This is a genomic window from Agrobacterium sp. 22-3639C2 (genome assembly GCF_053522105.1).
The window spans coordinates 930,644-947,792 of sequence record NZ_JBNWDB010000002.1 but is presented as its reverse complement, the minus strand read 5'-3'; the positions used below and the strand labels follow the sequence as shown (position 1 = coordinate 947,792).

The 17,149-nt window shown below is 58.2% G+C and carries 17 protein-coding genes and 1 other RNA gene; 10 read left to right on the top strand and 8 right to left on the bottom strand.

What is annotated here, in order from left to right:
- Nucleotides 1-340: 340 nt before the first annotated feature.
- Both ACQZ6D_RS12025 and ACQZ6D_RS12020 read right to left on the bottom strand, forming a co-directional pair.
- Entirely contained in the window at nucleotides 341-532 is a 192-nt protein-coding gene (locus ACQZ6D_RS12025) for a DUF1192 domain-containing protein (protein WP_003511418.1), read from the bottom strand.
- A complete protein-coding gene (locus ACQZ6D_RS12020) occupies nucleotides 529-1,818 on the bottom strand; it encodes an MFS transporter (protein ID WP_003511417.1) in 1,290 nt (429 codons plus the stop codon). Before ACQZ6D_RS12020 ends, ACQZ6D_RS12025 begins: the two co-directional genes overlap by 4 nt.
- Before the next feature lie 136 nt (nucleotides 1,819-1,954).
- On the opposite strand from ACQZ6D_RS12020, the gene ACQZ6D_RS12015 reads away from it, so the two are divergent.
- Nucleotides 1,955-2,110, top strand: coding sequence for a hypothetical protein (locus tag ACQZ6D_RS12015; protein WP_013761835.1), 156 nt, complete (start codon nucleotides 1,955-1,957; stop codon nucleotides 2,108-2,110).
- Between the two features lie 56 nt (nucleotides 2,111-2,166).
- On the opposite strand, the gene ACQZ6D_RS12010 is transcribed toward ACQZ6D_RS12015, so the two are convergent.
- The 3 genes from ACQZ6D_RS12010 to ACQZ6D_RS12000 form a co-directional block, all read right to left on the bottom strand.
- Nucleotides 2,167-3,192 carry a class I fructose-bisphosphate aldolase gene (locus tag ACQZ6D_RS12010; protein WP_003511414.1) on the bottom strand — a complete coding sequence of 342 codons (1,026 nt, stop codon included), beginning with the start codon at nucleotides 3,190-3,192 and terminating at the stop codon, nucleotides 2,167-2,169.
- Between the two features lie 190 nt (nucleotides 3,193-3,382).
- Nucleotides 3,383-4,585, bottom strand: coding sequence for a phosphoglycerate kinase (locus ACQZ6D_RS12005; protein WP_003511413.1), 1,203 nt, complete (start codon nucleotides 4,583-4,585; stop codon nucleotides 3,383-3,385).
- A 68-nt stretch (nucleotides 4,586-4,653) separates the two neighbouring features.
- The gene (locus ACQZ6D_RS12000; protein WP_076845581.1) at nucleotides 4,654-6,519 is read right to left on the bottom strand and encodes a potassium/proton antiporter; all 1,866 of its coding nucleotides are present in this window, start codon (nucleotides 6,517-6,519) and stop codon (nucleotides 4,654-4,656) included.
- 386 nt (nucleotides 6,520-6,905) lie between these two features.
- Between ACQZ6D_RS12000 and ACQZ6D_RS11995 the strand changes: the two genes are divergently transcribed.
- The gene (locus tag ACQZ6D_RS11995) at nucleotides 6,906-7,172 is read left to right on the top strand and encodes a hypothetical protein (protein ID WP_111788889.1); all 267 of its coding nucleotides are present in this window, start codon (nucleotides 6,906-6,908) and stop codon (nucleotides 7,170-7,172) included.
- Between the two features lie 198 nt (nucleotides 7,173-7,370).
- Here the strand turns inward: ACQZ6D_RS11995 and gap are convergent, their stop codons facing one another.
- Nucleotides 7,371-8,381 (bottom strand): type I glyceraldehyde-3-phosphate dehydrogenase, encoded by a 1,011-nt coding sequence (gap, locus tag ACQZ6D_RS11990; protein ID WP_003511409.1) that lies wholly within the window; start codon nucleotides 8,379-8,381, stop codon nucleotides 7,371-7,373.
- A 62-nt stretch (nucleotides 8,382-8,443) separates the two neighbouring features.
- Nucleotides 8,444-10,426: a transketolase gene (gene tkt / locus ACQZ6D_RS11985; RefSeq protein ID WP_019564906.1), complete on the bottom strand. Its 1,983-nt coding sequence runs from the start codon at nucleotides 10,424-10,426 to the stop codon at nucleotides 8,444-8,446.
- 324 nt (nucleotides 10,427-10,750) lie between these two features.
- Between tkt and ACQZ6D_RS11980 the strand changes: the two genes are divergently transcribed.
- The 7 genes from ACQZ6D_RS11980 (at nucleotide 10,751) to ACQZ6D_RS11950 (ending at nucleotide 15,626) form a co-directional block, all read left to right on the top strand.
- Nucleotides 10,751-11,023 carry a DUF4164 domain-containing protein gene (locus ACQZ6D_RS11980; protein WP_003511407.1) on the top strand — a complete coding sequence of 91 codons (273 nt, stop codon included), beginning with the start codon at nucleotides 10,751-10,753 and terminating at the stop codon, nucleotides 11,021-11,023.
- Between the two features lie 11 nt (nucleotides 11,024-11,034).
- Entirely contained in the window at nucleotides 11,035-11,412 is a 378-nt protein-coding gene (locus tag ACQZ6D_RS11975; protein WP_003511406.1) for a cell division protein ZapA, read from the top strand.
- 78 nt (nucleotides 11,413-11,490) lie between these two features.
- Nucleotides 11,491-11,649: non-coding RNA, 6S RNA (gene ssrS, locus ACQZ6D_RS11970), on the top strand.
- Between the two features lie 233 nt (nucleotides 11,650-11,882).
- Complete coding sequence (locus ACQZ6D_RS11965; protein ID WP_003511405.1) at nucleotides 11,883-13,145, top strand: hemolysin family protein; 1,263 nt, start codon at nucleotides 11,883-11,885, stop codon at nucleotides 13,143-13,145.
- Nucleotides 13,145-13,726, top strand: a complete 582-nt coding sequence (locus ACQZ6D_RS11960; protein ID WP_448729955.1) for a 5-formyltetrahydrofolate cyclo-ligase — start codon at nucleotides 13,145-13,147, stop codon at nucleotides 13,724-13,726. Before ACQZ6D_RS11965 ends, ACQZ6D_RS11960 begins: the two co-directional genes overlap by 1 nt.
- A 105-nt stretch (nucleotides 13,727-13,831) precedes the next feature.
- The gene (locus tag ACQZ6D_RS11955) at nucleotides 13,832-14,656 is read left to right on the top strand and encodes a TIGR00282 family metallophosphoesterase (protein ID WP_013761826.1); all 825 of its coding nucleotides are present in this window, start codon (nucleotides 13,832-13,834) and stop codon (nucleotides 14,654-14,656) included.
- A 127-nt stretch (nucleotides 14,657-14,783) separates the two neighbouring features.
- Nucleotides 14,784-15,626, top strand: a complete 843-nt coding sequence (locus ACQZ6D_RS11950; RefSeq protein WP_448729954.1) for an MBL fold metallo-hydrolase — start codon at nucleotides 14,784-14,786, stop codon at nucleotides 15,624-15,626.
- Nucleotides 15,627-15,664: 38 nt separating this feature from the next.
- Here ACQZ6D_RS11950 and ACQZ6D_RS11945 read toward each other — a convergent pair whose 3' ends face one another.
- Complete coding sequence (locus ACQZ6D_RS11945; protein WP_003511401.1) at nucleotides 15,665-16,168, bottom strand: pyridoxamine 5'-phosphate oxidase family protein; 504 nt, start codon at nucleotides 16,166-16,168, stop codon at nucleotides 15,665-15,667.
- Nucleotides 16,169-16,368: 200 nt separating this feature from the next.
- On the opposite strand from ACQZ6D_RS11945, the gene ACQZ6D_RS11940 reads away from it, so the two are divergent.
- Nucleotides 16,369-17,115, top strand: a complete 747-nt coding sequence (locus ACQZ6D_RS11940) for a YebC/PmpR family DNA-binding transcriptional regulator (RefSeq protein WP_003497595.1) — start codon at nucleotides 16,369-16,371, stop codon at nucleotides 17,113-17,115.
- Nucleotides 17,116-17,149: the final 34 nt, after the last annotated feature.

Genomic DNA, 17,149 nt, shown 5'->3' with positions numbered 1-17,149 from the left:
GCCTTTAGTGTTTTCAGGATGGTATCTTTACCTGAAATGCGCAAGGCAATTATTAAAGAAGGGTTAATACCCACAGTTTTACGAAATCCGGTGATCGGTAAAAAAAGAGCCGCGAAAGCGGCTCTCAAGGTAAAACAGGGAGAAAAATCAGACCAATTCGCCGTATGGAGAAGATGCCTGAGGCCCAGAAGAACTGGACATGTATAGTAATCTCTCAGAAAGCTTAATTTTTGGTTAATGGTAAACGAAAGACTGCATCAGAATCGTTAATCTCGTTTGCCTTTGTGGCAGCAGCTTATCGAGTTAAGACTTGGCCGGAGGTTTTGCTGAAGGCCGCCTGTCAGGACCGGAAGAGGTTCTCCGCCGCAAGCCGGCCGGCAGACTTCCTTTTCCTCTCCTCTTCAAGTCGGGTGATTTCCGTTTGAAGAATGTCGATGCGGTTGCTCAGCTCGTCCACCGAAAGAAGGCTGAGATCGCTGCCGATCTCATGCGCTACCGGTTTTTGCGGACGGTCATCGTCCAAGAGGCTCATATGCCTGCTCCTTTTTCAACATGGTCGCCATCGTCCTCGGGATATTGCGGCGCGCGCGGGTCAAGCGCAATGCTTTCCGGTGTCACGAGCGGTGAGGGCGTTGTCGGCATCATCGTCGAGAAATTGTCCTTTTCGGCGTTCGAAAGCGTGGCGCGCTGACGGCTTCTGATGATGGCATAGGCGGTGATCAGCACATGGGCGACGGCTGTCACCAGGAACAGTGCATAGGGGCCGGAATAGGTCATGACCGCACCGCCGAGCGTCGGGCCGATGATGGTGCCGATGCCATAAAGCAGTAGCAATCCACCGGAAACCTTGACGAAGTCTTCCGATGCCGCAAAGTCGTTGGCATGCGCCACGGCGATGGGATAAAGCGCGTTGGCGGCGGCGCCGTAAATGGCGATCATCGGAATGAGCACATAGACATCATGCGGCTGCACGGCCGCCACGGCCAGGCCCGCAACCGCGCCAAGCCCCGCCAGTCCGGCAAGCACATAACGGCGGTCAATCCGGTCCGAAAGGCGGCCTGCTGGAAACTGGGCGAGTGCGCCGACGAAAATCGTGACTGAAACCATGATGGCGATCATGGTCGGATCAAGGCCCGCCCGCGCGCCGAAAACGGCGCCAAGCGTACCGTAAGCACCATTGGCGATGCCGATCATCAGGATACCGACGAAGGAGACCGGCGAATTCCGATAGAGGGCGGGTAAGTCCAGCTTCACCTTTTGCAAGGGCTGGGGACTGGCAGCCTTAGAAAGCGTGGCCGGCAGAATGGCGATGCAATAGATGATGCCGCAGATCATGAACAGCGAGCTATTGCTGATATCGCCCATCGGCACGATCATCTGCCCAGCCACGACGCCAAGCAGCGTTATGGCGATATAGAGCGAAAAGATCATGCCGCGGCTCTCATTGGTCGCGCGCTCGTTCAGCCAGCTCTCGATGATCATGGAAGTGCCGGCGGTGCAGAAGCCTGTAAGCGCGCGGAGCGTAATCCACCAGACATCATCGATAACGAGGCCGGTCATCAGCACGGTCAGGCAGACAAGCGCCACGAAGGAGGCAAATGCCCGCACATGCCCCGCACGGCGCACGATGGCGGGCGCCACAAAACAGCCAATGACGAAGCCTGCCGCCCAGGAGGTGCCGAGAAAGCCCAGAATTTCATTGGAATAGCCTTCCGCCGAACCGCGCATGGGTAGCACGAGACCCTGAAGGCCGTTACCGAGAAAAAGAAACAGAGTGCTGGATAAAAGAGCGAATACGGGTAGAAGATTTCTGCTCATGAAGACACTCTCATGCGTTCGAACGTATGGTCGGCAGGCCATAAGACGGGGGTTACCCGAATGAGTTGCACTCTTCTGGTGAACGGTAAAAATGTCCAGCCTGTGACGATGCAGAAATAAAGAAAAGGCTCAATAAATGACAAAGGCGATCGGCCTTTTTTTACTGCTGGCGATGATTGTGCAGATCATCCGCCCCTTGGGCCTGCCCGGCCTCAAGAAAAGAGGCGATTGCTGGAAGATAGCGGTTGCCGCCTTCGTCATCTGGTCGGCGACGCTGCTTTTGCGCCCATAAAGAAAAAGCCGCCCAAGGGGCGGCTTCAATTTTTTATAAATGCCTGGGGCTATGCCTCAGGCAGCCTTTTCGAGTTCCTGCTTCCAGTTGCCCTTGGCAGCCAGGGTGTTCATCATCGCGCGGTGTGTGAAAGCACGCTGGCCGGCGGCGACATTTTCCTGTTTGCCGCCCCAAGCCTTGAGTGCGGTGTCCTGAAGGGCGCGGCCGTACGAATAGGTCAGCGACCAGGGCAGATCGTAACCGGCATTCATGGCGGAGAGATGCGCCGTCGCCTCTTCGGAGGACTGGCCGCCGGAAAGGAAAGCGATACCGGGAACGGCAGAAGGCACGGTCGCCTTCAGGACCTTCACGGTCTTTTCCGCCACTTCATCAACGGAAGCCTTGCGGGCATTCTTGCCGTCGATGATCATGTTCGGCTTGAGGATCATGCCTTCAAGGTTGACGCGGGCGTCGAACAGATCCGCGAACACGGTCTGGAGAACCCATTGCGTGACTTCCGCACAGCGATCGATATCGTGCGTACCGGGTTCGCCGTCCATCAGCACTTCCGGCTCCACGATCGGCACGATGTCTGCCTGCTGGCAGAGGGCAGCGTAACGGGCGAGCGACTGGGAGTTTGCCTTGATCGAACCCCAGCTCGGACGCTGATCACCGATGGTGATGACGCCGCGCCACTTGGCGAAACGCGCGCCGGCTTCATGGTACTTGCGCAGGCGCTCATATAGGCCGTCAAGGCCTTCGGTGATGAATTCACCCGGGTGGAAAGCCATCGGCTTGGCGCCGATATCCACCTTGATGCCCGGCAGGCTGCCGGCGGCCTTGATGATGTCCACGAATGGCGTACCGTCGGCGGCCTTCTGGAACAAGGTTTCTTCGTAAAGGATGACGCCGGAGATGCACTTCTTCATGGCGTCGTCGGAGCGGAACAGCATTTCGCGATAATCGCGGCGGGCGGTCTCGGTTGATTCCAGGTTGATGCTGTCGAAACGCTTCTTGATCGTTCCTGTGGATTCGTCGGCGGCGAGCAGGCCCTTGCCGTCTGCAACCATTTTGATTGCGATGTCTTCGAGACGTTCGGTCATTTGCTATTCTCCCAAGGCACAATAAATTTCCGATAACAGAAGTTCCAGGGCAGGGAAATGGCATGCTAACTCATTGAAACGATTGAAATCATTTCAATCGTTTGAAACTTTCCTCCCATGCGCACTTACCAAAAAACAAGGCCGGCCAAGCATCGCTTGTCCGGCCTCGTGTCAGGCAAGTGTGGGAAGTCTACTTGGCGGCAGTCAGGATGGCAACGCCCGGCAATTCCTTGCCTTCCATCCATTCGAGGAAGGCGCCGCCTGCCGTCGAGATATAGGTGAAATCGTCCGAGACCCCGGCATGGTTGAGTGCCGCGACCGTATCGCCGCCACCGGCGACGGAGACGAGCTTGCCGGCCTTCGTGCATTCGGCAGCATGTTTTGCGGCAGCAACGGTTGCCGCATCAAAGGGCTCGATTTCGAAGGCGCCAAGCGGGCCGTTCCAGACCAGCGTTTCCGCGCGCGAAATCCAGGCTTTGATGCTTTCGACCGATTTTGGGCCGACATCGAGAACCATGGCGTCAGCGGGAATGGCGTTGATATCGACGATTTCATTTGCCGCACCGGCCTTGAATTCGCGGGCAACCACGCCGTCTTCCGGCAGTACGATCGCACAGCCGGATGTCGCCGCCTCGATCATGATCTGTTTTGCGGTTTCGGCAAGGTCGTGCTCGCACAGGGACTTACCGACTTGTGCGCCACGCGCGGCAAGGAAGGTATTGGCCATGCCACCGCCGATGACGAGGGCATCGACCTTCTTGACGAGGTTCATCAGGAGATCGATCTTGCTGGAAACCTTGGCGCCGCCGACAATGGCGACGACCGGGCGAACAGGCTGGCCAAGGCCTTTTTCCAGCGCCTCAAGCTCGGCCTGCATGGTGCGACCGGCATAGGCGGGCAGATGACGCGCCAAGCCCTCGGTGGAGGCGTGCGCACGGTGCGCGGCAGAGAAGGCGTCGTTCACATAGATATCGCCATTGGCTGCCAGAGCCTCGACGAAGGCGGTGTCATTCTTCTCTTCGCCTTTGTGAAAGCGGGTGTTTTCCAGAAGCAGGATATCGCCATCATTCATTTTCGCGACTGCGTCGGCTGCCGGCGCACCGATGCAATCGGATGCGAAGAAAACGGCGTGATCCAGCACTTCCTCGACCGCAGGCACGATCTGGGAGAGCGACATGTCGGCGACAGGTTCACCCTTGGGGCGACCGAAATGGGCGAGCAGAATGACTTTTGCGCCTTTTTCGGAAAGCTCCAGAATGGTCGGTGCAACCCGCTCGATACGGGTGCTGTCCGTCACTTTGCCATCCGCAACCGGCACGTTGAGATCAACACGGACAAGGACGCGCTTTCCGGCAATATCGTTAAGGTCATCGATGGTCTTGAAGGCGGGCATAGGTCGATCCTGATTTCGTTGCGAGTTCGGGACGGACCATACTATGCCTGATTGCCGACGCAAGCCGGTCAGGCCTCATTTTCTCTTGCCTCGTCTGAAGGCGCGGAAATGCCCTTGCCGGCAGCGGTGGAGCCCGACTGGCGCCGCTGCGCCAGATAAGCGCGCACGCGGCGGAGAATTTCCGAAAAGCTGATAAAGATCGGCAGGCCGATAGCCGGTTCGACCGGCTCAAGCGAAATTCCGATCCCGGTAATCGCCTCATGTTCGTCCAGCGCCCGAACGATGAGAACAATAGAACCGAGGCGCACCCGGTCGGCATAATCTGCCTTGCCAGAAAGGCGCGCCTCGATCAGTTCCGCGATGGTCATGGCATGCTCGTGGGCCGAAATAAGGCCGGGGCCGTAGGCGGCGTCAAGCTCCGTGGCCGGACGCGCGGGAGAGATTGCAAAGATTCCGAAGAAATCGGCGTCGTCATCCGCAACCGGCAGGGCGCTTGCAAACAGCCGGTCGATCAGCCGCGTATAACCGGGCGCGATAAAAAGATAGACGAGATCATTTTCGCGCAGGCGCCCGGCATATTGGTAGCGAATGGATTTGCCATCACGCACGACGAGCGAAGGCATCGCCCAGCGGGGAATTCGCTCGCCCTGCATGATGGCGCTGCCTTTGGCCACGCGGTAGGAAATCAGTTCGTGATTGGCAGTGCCGGGAAGGTCCACTTCCAGTTTGTCGACATCACCCATGCGCGGCGGCACGATCAGCCCGAGCCGTGTTGCCACCGGCTTGATGGTCCAGCCTTGCAGCAGAAGCGACACGAGCACGATGATGAAGGCGGCATTGAAATAGATTTGCGCATCGTCCAGCCCGCCAAGAATGGGCATGATGGCAAGCAGGATGGAAACCGCTCCACGAAGGCCCACCCATGCCACGAAGGAGGTTTCCTGCTGGGTATAGTTGAAGGGCATGAGGCTGAGCCACACCGCCAGCGGGCGGGCGACAAAGATCAGGAAAAGCGCAAGCAGCACGGCCGGAATGGCAATCGCTGGAAATTGCGATGGCGTTGCCAGAAGGCCGAGCATCAGGAACATGATGATCTGGGCAAGCCAGGTCAGCCCTTCATGGAAACGGCGGATGGTCTCCTTGGCAAAAATCCGGCGGTTGCCGGCAACGATGCCCGCCACATAGACCGCAAGAAATCCACTGCCGCCAATAGCGCCGGTGAAGGAGAAGACCAGCAGGGCAAGAGCCAGCACGAAGATCGGCGCCAGCCCGCGGTCGGCAGCGAAACGGTTGACGACTGTTGCGATCATGACGCCGCCGAGCAGGCCGAAGATAACACCGAGACCCATTTCCTCGACGAACAGCAGCAGGAAGCCGGTGTCGATGCCGGCCAGTCCCTGTCCCTTGGCGATGATCTCGACCAGCGCGACGGTGAGGAAAATCGCCATGGGATCATTGGTGCCGGATTCGACCTCAAGCGTTGAGCGGACCTGATCGCGGATATGAATGCCGCCGATGCGCAAGAGAAAGAATACGGCTGCCGCATCCGTAGAGGCGACGATGGCGCCGAGCAGCAGGCCTTCCAGCCACGACAGTCCGAGCAACAGGGCGGCAGCGCCTGCGAAAAACACGGATGTGAGGATGACGCCGACGGTGGCGAGGGCGACGGCGGGCGCTGCCGAAAGCCGGAAAGATTGTATCGACGTACCGAAACCGGAATCGAAAAGGATGACGGCGAGAACGAGCGAGCCGAGCATATAGGCGAGCGGATTGTTGGTGAACTGGATACCGAGGCCATCCACGCCTGCCGCAAGGCCAATCATCAGGAAGAGCAGCAGGAGCGGTGCGCCGAACCGGAAGGCGATGAGGCTTGAGAACGCTGCGACGAGAACCAGAACAGTTGCCACCAGCAACAGAAGATAAAATGATTCCACGTCCACCGCCTCTTTCAAACCGCGCTGGCCGTCGCAATCAATGCCCTGCACGTTTGCAGTCAATGCGCCACGGGTTGCGGTCTGTCAGCGCTGTTGTGGGTGGCGATGAAAGGCGACGCAAGGCGGGGTGTATCGAATGATACGGCAGGGCCGAAGTGCATTGCGCACGACCGTTGTCCCTGTTCTTCTTGTCCGTTTCAAAGTGGACCAGACGAAGGCAGGAAATGGGATTTTTTTCGGCGCCCGGGCGAAACGTTCATGGCGGGCAGCGCTGTGGATGTTCCGCGCAAACAATTCGCGTGCCGGCGTTTCGACGTAACATAGAGACAATGCAGCTACGTTAGTTGTCGCGTCCGAGTTGCTTTCACCATGACCGGAGCGATCGGATGAAACGGAAATCCATTACTATATTCGTTGCCTTGCTGGCGGTCGGCCCAATTGTTTCGGGCTGTTCGAGCACGGAACAGACGGCTGAAAACATGGCCGCCCAACGCGAGCGTTGCCGGGTGTTTGGTTACCCTGAAGGTTCGCGTGATTTCGCTGACTGCATGATGAAGCTTTCCATGCAGCAAAGCGATTTGAGGCAACAGACTTTCGATACGATCTGGAGCGGTAGCAGTTCGGATCAGATTATCATCAACAACAGGAAATAACGGGTTGTGCAGCTCATCAGACTTAGTCGGCTTGGTCTCATGCGCCTCTTGCCGGGCGATGGTTTTCGATCCGAAGCGCCCGCCTTGCTTCAGGAGCGATGCCGGCGGGTCCCTCGTCCGCCGGCAATTTTTTGGCAAAGAAAAACCGGCAGGATTGCGCCTGCCGGTTTTTCTTAATTCGCGAACCGTGGTGCCTGTTCAGATGGTCTTCGCAAATGCGACGGCCGTATCCGACATGCGGTTGGAGAAGCCCCACTCGTTGTCGTACCAGGAAAGAACGCGCACGAACTTGCCTTCCATGACCTTGGTCTGATCGATCGCGAAGATCGAGGAGTGGCTGTCGTGGTTGAAGTCGCGGGAGACCAAAGGCTCTTCGGTGTAGCCGAGAATGCCCTTCAGCTTGCCGTTGGAAGCGGACTTGATTGCTTCGTTGACTTCCTCAACCGTCGTGTCGCGCTTGGCGATGAACTTGAAATCGACGACCGAAACGTTCGGGGTCGGAACGCGGATCGACGTACCGTCCAGCTTGCCCTTGAGGTGCGGCAGAACGAGGCCAACGGCCTTGGCTGCACCCGTCGAGGTCGGGATCATGGAAAGGGCTGCGGCGCGGGCGCGGTACAGATCCTTGTGCATGGTGTCCAGCGTCGGCTGGTCGCCGGTGTAGGAGTGGATCGTCGTCATGAAGCCGTGATCGATGCCAACGACGTCATCGAGAACCTTCACAACTGGCACGAGGCAGTTGGTGGTGCAGGACGCGTTGGAAATGACCAGATGGTCTTTCGTCAGCTGATCGTCGTTGACGCCGAAGACGACCGTGAGGTCAGCGCCGTCAGCAGGAGCGGAAACGATGACGCGCTTCGCGCCTGCCGTCAGGTGGGCAGCGGCCTTGTCGCGGGCGGTGAAGATGCCGGTGCACTCGAGCGCGATGTCGACACCCAGTTCCTTGTGCGGCAGCGTTGCCGGATCGCGAACGGCCGTAACCTTGATCGGCTTGCCGCCGCCAACGATGATCGTGTCGCCTTCGACCTTCACATCTGCCGGGAACTTGCCGTGGATCGAATCGTAGCGCAGCAGGTGGGCGTTGGTTTCAACCGGGCCGAGGTCGTTGATGGCAACGACTTCGATATCGGTGCGGCCGGATTCGACGATGGCACGCAGAACATTGCGGCCGATGCGGCCAAAGCCGTTAATGGCAACTTTTACAGTCATTTATAGTCTCCCGAACAAGATATGTGCTTGGTCTTTGCGGAATGTGAGGGCTTGGGAAGCCCTCATGCAAGTTTTGCCTCGACTGCGGCGACGACAGCTTCCGCCGTGATGCCGAAGTGCTTGAAGAGATCCTTCGCCGGCGCGGACGCACCAAAGGAATGCATGCCGACGAAAGCGCCGTCGGAGCCGATGAAGTAATCCCAGCCCTGGCGGATGGCGGCTTCCACCGCAATTTTGACCGGAGCCTTGCCGATGATGGCGTTGCGGTAGGTTTCCGGCTGCTCCTTGAAGAGCTCGAAGCAGGGAACGGAAACGACGCGGGCGGAAACGCCCTTGTCCTTCAGCGTCGCTGCGGCCTTGAGCGCTACTTCCACTTCCGAACCGGATGCAAAGATCGAAACCTTGGCATCGCTTGCGGATACGAGTTCGTAGGCGCCGTAAGCGGAAAGGTTCTTTTCTTCGTATTCCTTGCGCGAAGGCGCAAGGTTCTGGCGGGTGAGCGCCAGCGCCGAAGGACGATGCTTCTGCTCAAGCGCCAGCTGCCAGCATTCCGCCGTCTCGGTTTCATCCGCCGGGCGGAAGACGAGCAGGTTCGGGATGGCGCGCAGCGCGGCGATCTGCTCCACCGGCTGGTGGGTCGGGCCGTCTTCGCCGACGCCGATGGAATCATGCGTCAGAACGTGGACGACGCGGATGCCCATCAGGGCAGCCAGACGGATCGACGGACGGCAATAGTCCGAGAAGATCAGGAAGCCGCCGGCATAGGGAATGAGACCGCCATGCAGTGCGATACCGTTCATGGCTGCTGCCATGCCGTGTTCGCGGATGCCGTAATGCAGGTAACGGCCGGAGAAATCCGTCGGGGTGATGGACTTCATCTGGCTGGTCTTGGTGTTGTTGGACGGCGTCAGGTCGGCAGAGCCGCCGATCATTTCCGGCAGAATGCCGTTGATGACTTCAAGCGAGTCTTCCGAGGCCTTGCGGGTCGCAACGGTCGGGTTGTTCTCGATGATCTTCTTCTTGAAGGCATCGATCGCGCTGTCGAAGTTGCCGGGCAGATCGCCGGCGAAGCGGCGCTTGAATTCGGCCTTCTTGCCGGCTTCGGTGGCTTCGAGACGGGCTTCCCAGTCCTGACGGGTCTTGGTAGAGCGCAGGCCGGCGAGACGCCATGCATCCAGTACGTCTTCCGGAATGACGAAAGCTTCGGCTTCCCAGTTGAGGCTCTTGCGGGCGGCGGCGATTTCTTCGGCGCCCAGCGGGTTGCCGTGAACCTTGTGGGTGCCCTGCTTGTTTGGTGCGCCGAAACCGATCACGGTCTTGCAGGCGATGAAGGTCGGGCGGTCGGATTTATGTGCAGCTTCGATCGCGGCGGCAATCGCATCCGGATCATGGCCGTCGACGCGTATGGTGTTCCAGTGAACAGCCTGGAAGCGGGCGATCTGGTCGGTGCTGTCGGAAAGGCCAACTTCACCGTCGATGGTGATGTTGTTGTCATCCCAGAACAGAACGAGCTTGTTAAGCTTCAGGTGGCCGGCGAGCGCGATGGCTTCATGGCTGATGCCTTCCATGAGGCAGCCGTCGCCACACAGCACATATGTGAAGTGGTTCTGCAGATCGGAGCCGAATTCTTCTTCCAGCTTGCGTTCGGCGATTGCCATGCCAACGGCGTTGGCGATGCCTTGGCCGAGCGGGCCGGTCGTCGTTTCGATACCGGTCGCGTGGCCATATTCGGGATGGCCGGCGGTCTTGGAGCCGAACTGACGGAAACGCTTGATCTCGTCGATCGTCATGTCCTCGTAGCCCGTCAAATAGAGCAGCGAGTAAAGCAACATCGAACCATGGCCCGCAGACAGCACGAAGCGGTCACGATCCGGCCACAGCGAGCTCTTGGGATCGAACTTCAAAAAGCGGGTGAAAAGAACAGTGGCGACATCAGCTGCGCCCATCGGCAGGCCGGGATGGCCGGAGTTGGCCTTCTCTACTGCATCCATGGCAAGAAAGCGGATTGCATTGGCCATCCGGTCGTGTTTGTCGCGAGAAATCATGGCTTTTCCGTCTGTTTCCGGGTGAAGGGAGATAGTTTTACGCAACTATCCAAAAAGCGGGTTGATCCATAGCAGGTGAGGCAGGCAAGTCAATAAATCCACGGGCAATTGCGGTTCTCTCAAGGATAAAAATCGTTTAGCAAAACGGGTGTCTCGAGAAAAATCGTGCGATATGTGTCGCCGTTTCCTCGTTCATCCACAGAGCAAAACGCCTCAATGCACTGGTTTGATTGACGTGATGATAAATCGGGTAATAACCTCTTGGATGTTGAAAAGGCCTGAAACCGGACGATTCGGCCGGTTACTTGCGAGTTGGAAAAAACGATGTCGGCTGAGAAGACCGTACAATCTGCGGTGACAGAGCTGAGCGCTGCCATCACAAATCTCGAAAATGCCATCGATATGCGTATCGAACGGCAAAGGGAGACGGGCGAAATCGATAACGAGGTCAAGCGGGTCCATGTCGATCGCGCAAGGCTCGCGCACGAGCTGGACCAGGCCGAGTTTCGCGCCAATCGTCTCGAAGAAGTCAACCGCGAGGTTTCCCGCCGTCTGGTGACGGCGATGGAGACGATTCGCGCGGTGCTGGATCGATAGGGAGCGGTTTCATGGCGCAAGTTACTGTTATGATCGACGGCAAGGCCTACCGCATGGCTTGCGAGGCAGGGCAGGAAGAGCACCTGACCGATCTCGCTACCCGTTTTGACCGTTATGTGGGGCATCTAAAGAGCCAGTTCGGCGAAATCGGTGATCTGCGCTTGACCGTCATGTCGGGCATCATGGTGATGGACGAACTTTCCGAGCTCAACCGCAAGATCGAAAAGCTGGAGGGGGAAATAGCGTCCCTTTCTCGCAACCGCGACGGTATGGCCGAACACAAGGCAAGATCGGACGAGATGGTTGCCGTTGCCATCAGCGATCTGGCCGACCGTCTGAACGGTATTACCGAAAAACTCCTGGCGCGGCCAAAGCCTGCGGCGCATTGATCGTCGGCAAAGCTTTCCAGCAACAAAATTCGTTCGCGGCCCTCTGGTGGTTTGGTTGGATACGTCCTATATCTAAGAGGCGTTCTGCGCTTCCCGACAGGAACCACAATCCCTGGGGCCATACTCGATCCAAAGGGAGCTGTCCCTGGCCAGTCCCGTGGGGCTGGACACATGGCGCCCACCTACATTTGTAGGCACCCAGGATCGTAAATCTCCATCGGTCGCCGTGGATCGCACTTGGAGCTTCGGGTCACTCCCCGATTCTTCTTCTGACTCATATAGTGTCGACAGTTATTTTTCATTGCTGCCGGAGACGGCTTTTTTATGCTGCTGTCATTGCAATGGCGGAACAATTCCCTATTATCTCAATTGGTATGTCTGTCATGCCCTTTTTTTGAAAGAGGGCGCTGCGGCCAAAACCGCGACGTGCCGTTCAACAGCCCAAAGAGCTAAACTTGTTTACTGAAATTATGATCGTGGTCCTGCTCACCGTATTGAACGGTGTGCTTGCCATGTCCGAGCTTGCCGTTGTCTCCTCCAGACCGGCGAGGCTCAAGGTGCTTGCCGCGCACGGCAGCAAGGGCGCCACGATGGCGCTCGGTCTTTCCGAAAATCCCGGACGCTTTCTTTCCACGGTGCAGATCGGCATCACGCTGGTCGGCGTTCTCTCCGGTGCGTTTTCCGGTGCCACCCTCGGCGCCCGGTTCACGGCATGGCTGTCGGTGCAGGGCGTCCCCGATCGGGTTGCCGATGCGTTGGGCGTGGGCTCCGTGGTCGTCGCCATCACGTATCTGTCGCTGATCGTCGGCGAACTGGTGCCGAAGCAGATTGCGCTGCGCGATCCGGAAAAGATCGCTGCCCGTGTTGCACCCACTATGGTGATGCTCTCCAAGGTCGGCGCGCCACTGGTCTGGTTTCTCGACAAATCCGGCAAGGCCATCCTTGCGCTTCTCGGCCATAGCGGCACGTCCAATGCATCGGTCACGGATGACGAAATCCGCACGGTTCTGGCGGAAGCTCATAGCGCCGGCGTCATCGAAACCGAGGAATCGGCGATGATCACCAGCGTCATGCGCCTTGCCGACCGTAATGCCCGTGGCCTGATGACGCCGCGCCGCGACGTGGAAGTCGTCGATATTGAAGACAGTGCGGAAGAAATCCGCGTTCAGCTTCGGGAAACGCAGCGTTCCCGCCTGCCCGTGCGCAACGGCGCCTCCGATGAAATTCTGGGCGTGCTTTTCGCCAAGGACGCTTTCGATGCGCTGGCATCCGGCAAGGAGCTGAACGTGCGCGAGCTTCTGCGCGAAGTTCCCGTCGTCTCGGATCTGACGAGCGCTGTCGATGTCATCCAGTCATTGCGCCGTTCCACCGTGCATATGGTGCTGGTCTATGACGAATACGGCCATTTCGAAGGTATCGTCAGCTCTGGCGACGTTCTGGAAGCAATCACAGGTGCCTTCCAGGAAGACAATGACGAGGAGCCGGCGATCGTCGAGCGCGAGGACGGTTCGTTCCTCGTTGCCGGCTGGATGCCCGCCGATGAGTTCGCTTACCGCATGGGCTTCCAGATCGACGAAGACGCCGAGTTCGAGACCGTTGCCGGTCTGGTGCTTGACGAGTTCCGTCGCCTGCCGGAACTGGGCGAACACATCACCCGCAACGGCTGGCGTTTTGAGGTCATAGACCTTGACGGACACCGTATCGACAAGGTGCTCGTGAGCCGGGCTGCCTGATGTCCGGCGACATCGCCGAAAAAGCAAGGCTGCGCGGCGAGAGGCTTGCCGCGCGTGATGCGTTGCCACAAGCCGAGCGTCAGCAAAAAAGCGAGGCGATGACAGCATATGGTGCATCTGCCATTCCGTTCTCGCCAGGTGCCGTTATTGCCGGTTTCATGCCCATTCGCTCAGAGGCCGATATTCGGCCGTTGATGGAGGCACTGCGGACAAGAGGCGGGCGCCTCGCCCTTCCCGTTGTGCTGAACCGGGAGACCATCATTTTCCGCGCCTTTGATGCGGATGCACCGCTGGTGAAGACGGGCTTCGGCACGACCGGTCCGGCGGAGGACGCAGAAGTTCTCGATCCGGATATTCTGCTCGTCCCGCTTTCCGTCTTTGACGGGCAGGGTCAGCGTATCGGTTATGGCGCGGGTCATTATGATCGCGCGATTGCGAGATTGCACGGCAAAGGCCGAGCGCCCGTTCTCATCGGCGTCGCATTTGATTGTCAGGAAGTGCCATCCGTGCCGGCGGAGCCGCATGACGTGCCGCTTCAGGCGGTTCTGACGGAGAGTGGCCTGCGCTGGTTTTCGGCTTAGCCGTTGATGACCGATGGGAAAAAGGCGTTTTAGCACTTTTTAAAAGATGGATTACCCGTTAGAGGGGACGGAATTTAGGAACATGCGCAAGATCGGGGCGGGTGAATGAGGCTTCTTTTTCTCGGAGATATGGTTGGCAAGACCGGACGCACGGCTGTCTGGGACAGGTTGCCCGGGCTTGTTTCCGATCTGAAGCTCGATTTCGTCATCGTTAATGGCGAAAACGCCGCCGGTGGTTTCGGCATCACCGAGGATATCTATCTCGAAACCATCAATGCCGGTGCGGATGTGGTGACGACCGGCAACCATGTCTGGGACCAGAAGGAGGCCGTTTCCTTCTGCGAGCGCCATGACCAGTTCCTGCGGCCAGCCAATTATCCCGATGGTACGCCTGGCAAGGGCTCGGGCATCTTTTACGCCCGCAACGGCGCGCGTGTGCTTGTCGCCAACATCATGGGCCGGGTCTTCATGCATCCGGAACTGGACGATCCCTTCAAATCGGCGGAGAACATTCTCGCTGCCTGCCCGCTGAAGGAGCAGGCCGACGCCATCATCTTCGATTTCCACGCGGAAGCGACGAGCGAAAAACAGTGTTTCGGTCATTTCGTTGATGGGCGCGCAAGCTTCGTCGTCGGCACCCACACCCATGTTCCGACTGCTGACGCCCAGATCTTGAACGGTGGCACGGCCTATATGTCGGACGCCGGCATGTGCGGTGACTACGACAGCTCGCTTGGCATGGAAAAGGAAGAGCCGATCAACCGCTTCATTTCCAAAATGCCGAAGGGCCGTTTCGAAGCCGCCAGTGGACCTGCGACGATCTGCGGCGTCGGCGTCGAGATTTCCGACCGGACCGGCCTTGCGGAAAAGATCGCACCGCTGCGAATTGGCCCGAGGCTCTCCGAAACCCTCCCGTCCTTCTGGGCGTGAGCTTTCGGCTTCTAGCGCTCATCACCCGTTCACAATGACGAGATCGTGAGCGTTCCGCCGCTGTTGGCGCTGGACGCCCTGCAAAACCTGCCTCATCTTCCTTTCTTCGCAAGTTCGAGGGAGTGGCATGATGCTGCGCGTGCTAATGCTTGCAATGGCCGGACTGGTTGCGTGCGCGGGAGCGGCCTTTTCCCAGGCTGGAAGCCGCCCTCCTGTGAGCCAGTGCCAGGCAATCGCCCGCAACATTCCCGGCGTCATGTTCGCCAGCTTCAAACCGGCAGGTGCCCAGCTGGCGCAGGCCACGGCTAAGGAAGAGGTGAAGATCAGCTTCATCGGCCATTCCACCTATCTCATCGAAAGTCCTGGCGGCGTGACGATCGCCACAGATTATAATGGCGTCTATCGCCCACCGGTCACGCCGACAGTGGTGACGATGAACCGGGCGCATATGACGCATTTCACTCTTAGTCCGGATCCGGCCATTCAACATGTGCTGCACGGTTGGAGCGATACGCCCGGAGAAAAGGCCGAGCACAAGCTTCTGGTTGGTGATGTCTATATCCGCAACGTCGCGACTGACATTCGCAACCGCTGGGGCGATTACGAATCCTTTCAGGAAAACGGCAATTCCATTTTCATCTTCGAGGTCGCGGGGCTGTGTATCGGCCATCTCGGCCATCTGCATCACGAACTGACGGACAAGCATTATGCCGAAATTGGTCGTCTGGATGTGCTGATGGTTCCAGTGGATGGTGGTTTGACGATGGGGGCCGACAGCATGAGCCGCGTGGTCAAGCGCCTGCGCTCCGCACTGATCTTGCCCATGCACCGCACTGGGCCTCCGTTGGAGCAGTTTTTGACGATGTTTGGGGAAAGCTTCCAGATCGCCTACGCAAAAGATGCGATCATCCGGGTCTCAATGAGAAACCTTCCCCGCCAGCCGCAGATACTGGTGCCAAAAGGCATATAGTAAAGCGACCGGCGAGGAAAGTCGGGGGAGTCGGTATCTCAGGCGAAGGCGAGGTGCTGGCGAACGCCGACATCAGGCATTTTATCGTCGGACATATTGGCCTTGGCGATTTCCCAGCCGAATTTTAGCGTGCTGTCAGTCGAGGCCCAGATTTCCGCGTCGTCAACATGCAGCGCCAGCATCGTCAGTTGCGGATCGCTCTTACCGTGCTCGTACCAGGCTGCGGTGACGGAGTTCCAGTATTCTTCGATCTTTGTCCTGTCGTCGCGCGCCTCGAGCACACCCGAGAGGCAGGCGTGATAATCATGGTCCTTGCCGACGACACAAAAATGAGCCCGCGAACCCGGCTTCAGCGTTTTGACGAGATCGGTGTCTTTCTTGGAGAAAAACCAGATCGTGTTGGTCTTGGGGTCGGCGTGCGGTGCCATCGGCTGCATATGATTGTGCAGGCCCTCGAGGCCAAGCATGCCGGCATGGACCGAATTGACCTCATCCCAGAGCTGGCGGGCAGGGTTTTCTCTTGCTTCAGTCAGACTGACCATGTGTTTCCTCCGTTGGGTTTGCTGCGGCGACCGGGAGGGTGAAAAATGTCCCGCTCTTCCGCTTTCATTGTCAAAACGAAAAGCGGATAAATCAGTTCCTTATATTCTTGCGGCCAAGAGAAAGCGCTTGCGGGCTTGAACGGCGGGCATATCGCACTTATAAGGCCCGCAATCTCCAAATTAAGACAATCAGGTTTTCCATGGCTGGTCATTCACAGTTCAAGAACATCATGCACCGCAAGGGCAAGCAGGACTCCGTTCGGTCCAAAATGTTTTCCAAGCTTGCGCGTGAAATCACCGTTGCGGCAAAGGCGGGCATGCCCGACCCGAACATGAACGCGCGCCTGCGCCTGGCAATTCAGAACGCCAAGGCCCAGTCCATGCCGAAGGACAATATCGAGCGCGCGATCAAGAAAGCTTCCGGTGCAGACAGCGAAAACTACGATGAGGTCCGTTACGAGGGTTACGGCCCGGGTGGCGTCGCCGTCGTCGTCGAGGCCTTGACCGACAACCGCAACCGCACCGCCTCCAACGTCCGCTCCATCTTCACCAAGGCTGGTGGCGCACTCGGCGAAACCGGATCGGTTTCCTTCTCCTTCGACCGCGTCGGTGAGATCACTTACAAGGCCGAAGTCGGCGATGCCGACAAGGTCATGGAAGCGGCTATCGAAGCTGGTGCCGACGATGTCGAATCTTCTGAGGACGGTCACACCATCATCTGCGGTTTCGAGGCGATGAACGAGGTTTCCAAGGCGCTGGAAGGCGTGCTCGGCGAAGCTGAAAGCGTCAAGGCAATCTGGAAGCCGCAGAACACGGTGCCGGTGGATGAGGAAAAGGCGCAGTCGCTGATGAAGCTCATCGACAATCTCGAAGACGATGACGACGTGCAGAGCGTCTATTCCAACTTCGAAGTTTCGGAAGAAATTCTCGCCAAGCTTTCCGCCTGACGGTTCAGATTTAAAAAAAAGCCCCGGCAGCGTC

Excerpts from the sequence above, each read along its gene's own strand:
- ACQZ6D_RS12025 (WP_003511418.1), bottom strand. The coding sequence starts at position 532 with ATGAGCCTCTTGGACGATGACCGTCCGCAAAAACCGGTAGCGCATGAG.
- ACQZ6D_RS12020 (WP_003511417.1), bottom strand. The coding sequence starts at position 1,818 with ATGAGCAGAAATCTTCTACCCGTATTCGCTCTTTTATCCAGCACTCTG.
- ACQZ6D_RS12015 (WP_013761835.1), top strand. The coding sequence starts at position 1,955 with ATGACAAAGGCGATCGGCCTTTTTTTACTGCTGGCGATGATTGTGCAG.
- ACQZ6D_RS12010 (WP_003511414.1), bottom strand. The coding sequence starts at position 3,192 with ATGACCGAACGTCTCGAAGACATCGCAATCAAAATGGTTGCAGACGGC.
- ACQZ6D_RS12005 (WP_003511413.1), bottom strand. The coding sequence starts at position 4,585 with ATGCCCGCCTTCAAGACCATCGATGACCTTAACGATATTGCCGGAAAG.
- ACQZ6D_RS11995 (WP_111788889.1), top strand. The coding sequence starts at position 6,906 with ATGAAACGGAAATCCATTACTATATTCGTTGCCTTGCTGGCGGTCGGC.
- gap (WP_003511409.1), bottom strand. The coding sequence starts at position 8,381 with ATGACTGTAAAAGTTGCCATTAACGGCTTTGGCCGCATCGGCCGCAAT.
- tkt (WP_019564906.1), bottom strand. The coding sequence starts at position 10,426 with ATGATTTCTCGCGACAAACACGACCGGATGGCCAATGCAATCCGCTTT.
- ACQZ6D_RS11980 (WP_003511407.1), top strand. The coding sequence starts at position 10,751 with ATGTCGGCTGAGAAGACCGTACAATCTGCGGTGACAGAGCTGAGCGCT.
- ACQZ6D_RS11975 (WP_003511406.1), top strand. The coding sequence starts at position 11,035 with ATGGCGCAAGTTACTGTTATGATCGACGGCAAGGCCTACCGCATGGCT.
- ACQZ6D_RS11965 (WP_003511405.1), top strand. The coding sequence starts at position 11,883 with ATGATCGTGGTCCTGCTCACCGTATTGAACGGTGTGCTTGCCATGTCC.
- ACQZ6D_RS11960 (WP_448729955.1), top strand. The coding sequence starts at position 13,145 with ATGTCCGGCGACATCGCCGAAAAAGCAAGGCTGCGCGGCGAGAGGCTT.
- ACQZ6D_RS11955 (WP_013761826.1), top strand. The coding sequence starts at position 13,832 with ATGAGGCTTCTTTTTCTCGGAGATATGGTTGGCAAGACCGGACGCACG.
- ACQZ6D_RS11950 (WP_448729954.1), top strand. The coding sequence starts at position 14,784 with ATGATGCTGCGCGTGCTAATGCTTGCAATGGCCGGACTGGTTGCGTGC.
- ACQZ6D_RS11945 (WP_003511401.1), bottom strand. The coding sequence starts at position 16,168 with ATGGTCAGTCTGACTGAAGCAAGAGAAAACCCTGCCCGCCAGCTCTGG.
- ACQZ6D_RS11940 (WP_003497595.1), top strand. The coding sequence starts at position 16,369 with ATGGCTGGTCATTCACAGTTCAAGAACATCATGCACCGCAAGGGCAAG.